The sequence below is a fragment of the Marinobacter sp. UBA5687 genome (assembly GCF_002420325.1).
GTDB lineage: Bacteria > Pseudomonadota > Gammaproteobacteria > Pseudomonadales > Oleiphilaceae > Marinobacter > Marinobacter nauticus.
Genome location: NZ_DIHV01000129.1, coordinates 46,031 through 52,471 on the forward strand (window position 1 = coordinate 46,031; position 6,441 = coordinate 52,471).

Below are 6,441 nucleotides of genomic sequence, written 5' to 3' on the forward strand. Positions count from 1 at the left end.
TGTGCGCTTCTCTTTGGCCATCCATGGCCAAAGACATCCCAGGGAAAGCCACCCCACCTGCGTCATCATGCTTTGGTGATTGCTTATCGGGATACGCTTGTTACCCATTTTATGGGCGGGTTCCCTTTCTCGTTCTTTGGCCATTGTTTTATTGGGTTTTCTGTTGTAGTTTTCGGCTAACAAGTGTGCGCTGAAAGTTTGGTGCATGGTGGGTGTGTTCAACAGCAAATGGTGACAGGTAAAAGATGAACGCAGCAGTGAAACCCGAAACAAGTGTGAGTGCGGTTTTCGGAAAGCCGGACGAACGGGAACTCCGGGATCGCATGAAAAAGGAACTTCCCGCTGACACGTTCAAGCCGCAGGCCTGGCGGGTGGTCTGGTTTCTGCCCCTGCAGGCCATTATCTGGGGTGGGCTGGCCGTTATCCTGATGGCGGGTTTGCCGTGGTACGCCAATCTGGGGCTGGCGTTGCTGGTGGGGCACACCATTGGTTGCCAGGCGCTGTTGGCCCATGAGGTGCTGCATGGTGCTCTGGGCATGAGCCGGCGCTGGCAGAATGTGTTTGGTTGGCTGGGGTTTGGGCCGTTGTTGGTGCCGCCGGAGTTCTGGCGCAAGTGGCACAATGTCGTGCATCACGGTAACACCAATACCGGCGATACGGACCCGGACAGCTTCGGCACGCTGCGTCGTTACAAGACCAATCCAGGCCAGAAGAAGTTTCACAAGCTGGCTCCGGGTTCGGGTACCTGGTACAGCTATCTGTTCCTGACCTATTCCTTCACCTTCCACGCCCAGCTGGTGCTGTGGATTCAGGCGAAACGCCGCAAGCAGTTCAAGGGGTTTGATCGCCGGAAGGCCATCGCGCAGGTGTTTCTGTGCCTGGGGGGCTGGCTGGCGCTGGCTGCGGTTTCTGGCTCGCTCGCGCTGTTTACGGTGCTGATTCCGTTCATGGTGGCCAACGCGCTGGGTCAGGGCTATATCCTCACCAATCACTTCCTGCGCCCACAGACCGCCACCAATAACCCGCTGGATAACTCGATGAGCCTGCGCAGCCATCCGGTGCTGGACCGCCTGCATTTCCGATTCAGCCACCATATTGAACACCACTTTTTTCCGAAAATGGCCCACAACATGGCGCCGAGGGTTCGCAAGTGGCTGGAGGAAAACGAGCCGGAGCGTTATATGGCCATGCCTCACGGCACGGCGCTCAGGATGCTGTACACCACTCCGCGGGTGTACAAATCCCCGACGGAGTTGGTGGATCCTAATGATGAAAGCCGGGTATTTGATTTGCTGCCGTTACAATCAGAGTACTCAGCAGCTAATCTGAATTAACTCCCGGCGTAGCCAAGCTCTTTGTTCACCAGGTTAAACAGCTCACCCCGCTTGTGCCACCGATCAAAGTTCTCCAGGAACTGATCCGTGAGCGCCCGCTTCCAGCCGATAAAATCACCGGCCATATGGGCGGTCATGATCACGTTTTCCCGCTGCCAGAGCGGGTGGTCTGAGGGCAGTGGTTCCTCTTCGAAAACATCCAGTCCGGCGCCGGCAATCTCGCCATCGTCGAGTGCCTTGAGCAGGGCTTCGGTATTGACGATCGGGCCGCGGCCGATGTTGATCAGGCGTGCGGTCTTTTTCATGGCGGCAAAGGCTTTGGCAGCAAACAGGCCTTCGGTTTGTGGCGTCAACGGCGCCGCAATCACCACGAAGTCTGCATGTGAGAGCTGCTCATAAAGCTCATCGTTGCCATGCACCGCCACGAAATCCGGGTCATCATGTCTCGGGGTACGGGCGATACCGTGGGCGTGCAGGCCGATGGCATTTACCAGCCGGCCAATCTGGCGGCCGATGGAGCCAGCGCCAACCACCAGTACCTGTTTGCCCTCGGCCCGTTCGGTATCTCTGTGTTTCCACTCCTGATTCATTTGCAGCCGGATGGAGCGGGGGAAATCCTTGGCGAACATCAGGATGGTGCAGAGTACGTATTCGGCGATGGTGCGGTCGAAAATGCCGCGGGCGTTGGTGACCACCACATCGCTCTTGATCAGGGCGGGAAACATCAGCGCATCTACTCCCGCGCTGGTGGCGTGAATCCATTGCAGCTTGTCAGCACAGGGCCAGGCCGCTTCAAGGGCTTCGGTACGGAAGTCCGTGACCATCATGACATCGGTGCCGGGCAGGCTTTCACGCAGGGTGGGTTCGTCGCAGGCGAAGCGCACTTCAGCCCGGGCCTTGACCGCCTCTATACCCGGCGGTGCCGGCTCTCCCGGTGCTGTCAGAACGGTAACGACCGGTTTGCGTGAATCTGTCATGTAACCTCCGGTAATGGTGCACTCAATAACGACTGTCTTACTAGTCTGGTAGGCGGTTGTGGGCTGGTCAACCTGAGGCGGCCGGAACCGGTTTTTCAGGGGTTCGGTTATCCTTTAGTCCCGCTTGCTTGTACGCCCCCTCTTTCCTGACTAACCTGCAAAGGTACTCTTTTGTTTACCCTGTCCCCCAGGAGGTGCTTATGGCGGAATCCGCGAACAAGGACACCGGCCAGACCAAGCCGCGTAAAGTGAAGTACCGGAAGACCAAGGCCAGTTGGAACCCTGCCATGCAGGCCATTCCTGTTTCGGGGATTCGTCGCCTGGTGAATATGGCATCTACCATGAAGGATGTGATTCACCTGTCGATCGGCCAGCCAGATCTGCCCACGCCCAAGCATGTTATCGACGCCTACATTGATGCGCTCAATGCCGGCCAGACCGGTTACACCATGGATGCCGGCCTGCCGGAGTTGCTGGTTGCACTACGGGATTACTATGGCAAGCGCTACAACCGCAAGCTCACCCGTGACAACATCCTGGTGACGAGCGGCGCGACTGAAGCCATGTATCTGGCCATTTCGGCCACCTCGGCGCCCGGGCGGCAGTTCATCGTGACCGACCCATCGTTTCTGCTATATGCACCGTTGATCCGGATGACCGGGGGTGAGGTGAAGTTTGTGCCCACGCGGGCCGAGAACAACCACCAACTGGATCCGGACGATGTGATTCGGGCCATGGGCTCGCGCACCTTTGCGCTGATCCTGAACAATCCGAACAACCCGACAGGGGCGGTGTATCCCCGCAGCACCGTGGAGACCATCCTGGAAGAGTGCGCCTATCGCGGTATTCAGGTATACGCCGATGAAGTGTATGACCACCTGATTTTTGATGACGATGATTTTGCCAGTGTCCTCAATTGCTCTATGGACCTGGATAACATCATGTGCATCAGCAGTTTCTCCAAAACCTACAGTATGGCCGGCCTGCGCGTAGGCTGGGTCATTTCCAGCCAGGCGGCGATCAAGTCCCTGCGCCGGTACCATATGTTCACCACCTCAGTGGCCAATACCCCATCCCAGTTTGCCGGCGTGGCGGCGCTGACGGCCGACCAGCAATGCGTTCAGGACATGGTGGATATTTACCGGGAGCGTCGGGACAAGGTTGTCGAGTTGATTGATCAAACCCCTTACCTGACCGGCTACAAGCCCGGTGGTGCCTTTTTCGCCTTCCCGGACTTGCCGCCCCACGTGGATGGTTCGGATCTGGCCTTGCGCATGCTGAAGGAAACCGGTGTCTGCGTGGTGCCGGGGGACGCCTTTGGTGAACACTGCACCAACGCCTTGCGGTTCAGTTTCTCCACTACCTGCGAGCGTATGGAAGAGGCCTTTGACCGGATCATCCCCTGGATGGCCAAACAGCAGTTCTGAGGCCTGGCATGTCGGCTCTGGAATCCGTCCTGATTCAATGTCCCTACTGTTGGGAGACGCTGGATATCAGCGTCGACCCGACGGTGCCTGAGCAGGAATATGTCGAGGACTGCCAGGTGTGCTGTCAGCCCATTGTTCTGACTGTCCAGTTGGAAGAGGGGCGAGTCGTCAGCGTGGATGCCCGCCCCGAGAATGAGTAAGCGCATGACCAATCGTTAATGCCAGTCAGTTGCGGTGCAGGGCGCTCTGGCGCAGGATAAAAGCCGACCAATTTGCAGGGAATCCAATCATGTTGAATCACGCCAAAGCCTGGCTGCTGTCTCTGTTCGTTGTGCTGACGGCTAGCGGCTGCGCAAGCCTTTCGCCCTACGCCATCTCCGAGGGTGAGATTGAGGGTCACCTGAAGGATGTGGTGGCGGAGTTTGATCGAAAACAGCTGCAGAGTGGGTCGCCTCTCAGTCTCAGCCTGGATGACGCTGATATTACCCTTGGGCCTGATGGTCGGGACGTAGCGGTGATCGACCTGCGTGGACAGGTAGCCCTGAATGCGTTGATGGCCAAGTTACCCGTGGACCTCGCTTTGAAAGTGGAGGGTGCGCCGGTATACGACAGCCAGGAGAAAGCAGTGTATATCCGACGCTTGCAGTTGCTGGAGAGCTCGATTGACTCGCCCTTCTTCAAAGGGGATCTGGCACCCATCACCGACAATGTCATGCGGGCGGTGGCTCAGATGCTGGAAACCATGCCGGTGTATCGTCTGGATGAAACCGATTTCGCCCAGCGCATGTTCGGGATGGTACCGATGGATGTGCGGGTAGCCCCGGGACGACTGGAGTTTGTGATGGCGGATCAGTAAGGCAGGATCCTGCCTTGCGGTGAGTGGAAGCAAAAAAGGCCGGGTGGATGACGTTCCGCCCGGCCTTTCTGCTTGCTGGTACCGGCCGATGGCTCAGGCCGTGGCTTTCAGCGCCTCTTCGAAGATGCCGGTGGCTTCGTCAATCTGGTGCTGGTTGACGATCAGCGGCGGCAGCCAGCGCACAATCTCCTGGTAGGGGCCACACCGCAGCATCAGCAGCCCCCGCTTTTCACATTCTTTCAGGATCTTGCCGGCGCGTTCCCCGTCGGGGCAGTCTCCACGGCGCATTTCCACGCCCACCATCAGGCCCTTGCCGCGAACATCCGCCATTTCCGGGTAGTCCTTTTTCAGGGCGTGCAGGTTGTCCCACAGGCGTTTGCCCATCACCTCGGCATTCTGCACCAGGCCCTCTTCCTGAATCACTTCGATGGTCGCTATGGCGGCAGCCGCCGCTACGGCATTGCCGCCGTAGGTGCCGCCCTGGGAACCCGGCCAGCCCTTGGCCATGGTTTCTTCTGAAGCTGCCAGAGCAGAAATGGGAAAGCCGCTGGCCAGGCCTTTGGCGATCATGATGGCATCGGGTGTTACCCCGAAGTGTTCGTGGGCCCAGAACTTGCCGCTGCGGCCAAACCCGGCCTGTACTTCGTCAAACACCAGCATGATGCCGTGTTTGTCGCAGCGTTCCCGCAACCCCTGCATGAAGCGTGCGTTAGCAGGCACGTAGCCGCCTTCACCCTGCACCGGCTCAATCAGCATGGCTGCGGTTTCCTTGGGCGCCGAATAGGTCACGAAGATGCGATCCAGTTCCCTCAAGCAGAAATCCGTGGCCTCATCCAGGCTCCAGCCGTAATGGAAGGCATGGGGGAAGGGGGCAACTACCACGCCGCCCATCATCGGGCTGACGCCGGCCCGCAGGCCCACGCTGGAGGTGGTCATGGACAGTGAGCCCATGGTGCGGCCATGAAAGCCTCCATGGAACACAATCACATTGGGGCGGCCGGTGGCCTGGCGCACCAGGCGGATGGCACCTTCGGCCACTTCGGTGCCGGCATTGGAAAAGAAAAAGGCATTCAGTGGGTCCGGAGTCAGGGCGCCGAGCTTTTCTGCCAGTTCCGGTAGTCTCGGGTTCATGACCGTGGTGGCCTGGGCATGGATCATGGTGGCCACCTGCTTCTGGGCCGCTTCCACCACTTTCGGGTGACAGTGCCCGGTACTGGTGACACCAATGCCGGAGGTAAAGTCCAGGTAACGGCGACCTTCCGGGTCAATAATATAGGCACCTTCGCCTTTGGCGGCGGTGATGCCGGTAGCCTGCTTGAGCAGGGGAGACAGTTTGCCTTTGTGGTCGGTCATGGACACCTCCCGAAGTGAATGGAATACCTCTTTTGCAGCCTAGTCAGGCCCCAAGGCGTTTACAAATAGCATCCCCGATTTCCCGGGTGCTGCGTTGTTCAGAGCCTTTCTCTGCAAGATCCGCTGCCACCGCATCGAACAGCTCCTGCCCAGCCTGGGCCAGCAACGGATCTTTTCGGCCAAGCCAGTCCAGCATACGGGCGGCGGTAAAGAGCATGGCGGTTGGATCGGCAATGCCCTGGCCGGCGATATCCGGCGCGCTACCGTGGGTGGGTTCAAACATGGAAGGCATGTCCGGGTCGGTCGGGTTCAGGTTGCAGGACGGTGCTACCCCCATGCCACCGGAGATAACAGCGGCCAGGTCGGTCAGAATATCGCCCTGCAGGTTGCTGGCGACCACGACATCAAAGGCCCAGGGGCTGGAGACAAATTTCATGCAGGCGGCGTCCACCAGTTCATGGTGGGTGGCCACATCCGGGAATTCCCGGCTGATT

8 protein-coding genes are annotated in these 6,441 nt (G+C 58.8%); 5 read left to right on the top strand and 3 right to left on the bottom strand.

From position 1 onward, the window contains the following. Both B3Y70_RS14555 and B3Y70_RS14560 read left to right on the top strand, forming a co-directional pair. A partial coding sequence (locus tag B3Y70_RS14555; RefSeq protein ID WP_288589990.1) for a hypothetical protein occupies positions 1-180 on the top strand: 180 nt, incomplete at its 5' end. 77 nt (positions 181-257) lie between these two features. Beyond that, the gene (locus tag B3Y70_RS14560) at positions 258-1,334 is read left to right on the top strand and encodes a fatty acid desaturase family protein (protein ID WP_288589992.1); all 1,077 of its coding nucleotides are present in this window, start codon (positions 258-260) and stop codon (positions 1,332-1,334) included. Here B3Y70_RS14560 and B3Y70_RS14565 read toward each other — a convergent pair. Further along, positions 1,331-2,311 (bottom strand): D-2-hydroxyacid dehydrogenase, encoded by a 981-nt coding sequence (locus B3Y70_RS14565; RefSeq protein WP_286894541.1) that lies wholly within the window; start codon positions 2,309-2,311, stop codon positions 1,331-1,333. The two genes, B3Y70_RS14560 and B3Y70_RS14565, sit on opposite strands and share 4 nt — an antisense overlap. Before the next feature lie 200 nt (positions 2,312-2,511). Between B3Y70_RS14565 and B3Y70_RS14570 the strand changes: the two genes are divergently transcribed. The 3 genes from B3Y70_RS14570 (at position 2,512) to B3Y70_RS14580 (ending at position 4,594) form a co-directional block, all read left to right on the top strand. Then, entirely contained in the window at positions 2,512-3,738 is a 1,227-nt protein-coding gene (locus B3Y70_RS14570; protein ID WP_011785682.1) for a pyridoxal phosphate-dependent aminotransferase, read from the top strand. Positions 3,739-3,746: 8 nt separating this feature from the next. Continuing rightward, complete coding sequence (locus B3Y70_RS14575) at positions 3,747-3,938, top strand: CPXCG motif-containing cysteine-rich protein (RefSeq protein WP_022990918.1); 192 nt, start codon at positions 3,747-3,749, stop codon at positions 3,936-3,938. Between the two features lie 89 nt (positions 3,939-4,027). After that, positions 4,028-4,594 (top strand): DUF1439 domain-containing protein, encoded by a 567-nt coding sequence (locus tag B3Y70_RS14580; protein ID WP_011785680.1) that lies wholly within the window; start codon positions 4,028-4,030, stop codon positions 4,592-4,594. Positions 4,595-4,687: 93 nt separating this feature from the next. Here B3Y70_RS14580 and B3Y70_RS14585 read toward each other — a convergent pair whose 3' ends face one another. Continuing rightward, positions 4,688-5,947, bottom strand: coding sequence for an aspartate aminotransferase family protein (locus B3Y70_RS14585; RefSeq protein ID WP_288589994.1), 1,260 nt, complete (start codon positions 5,945-5,947; stop codon positions 4,688-4,690). A 43-nt stretch (positions 5,948-5,990) separates the two neighbouring features. After that, the coding region (locus B3Y70_RS14590; RefSeq protein WP_288589995.1) for an isocitrate/isopropylmalate family dehydrogenase at positions 5,991-6,441 on the bottom strand (451 nt) is incomplete at its 5' end.